The organism is Halomonas lysinitropha, from assembly GCF_902500215.1.
Taxonomy (GTDB): domain Bacteria; phylum Pseudomonadota; class Gammaproteobacteria; order Pseudomonadales; family Halomonadaceae; genus Halomonas; species Halomonas lysinitropha.
The window spans coordinates 1-228 of the sequence record NZ_CABVOU010000050.1 but is presented as its reverse complement, the minus strand read 5'-3'; the positions used below and the strand labels follow the sequence as shown (position 1 = coordinate 228).

At 58.3% G+C, this 228-nt stretch carries 1 rRNA gene; it reads left to right on the top strand.

The annotated features are described in order from the left end of the window. Positions 1-152: 152 nt before the first annotated feature. Positions 153-228 (top strand): 5S ribosomal RNA (gene rrf, locus HALO32_RS17810); the annotation flags it as partial.

Here is a 228-nt window from a genome sequence, read left to right as displayed (position 1 = left end):
CCGGGTGTGGAAGCGCTGCAAGGCGTTGAGCTAACCGGTACTAATGGCCCGTGAGGCTTGACCATATAACACCCAAGCGGTCTGTGGATGACGACCGACAGCCGGATACGACGAGACGTCTCAACCCGCTCAGCATGATTCACCGTTTTTCGCCTGACGACCATAGCGTGCGGGAACCACCTGATCCCTTGCCGAACTCAGCAGTGAAACCGCTCAGCGCCGATGGTA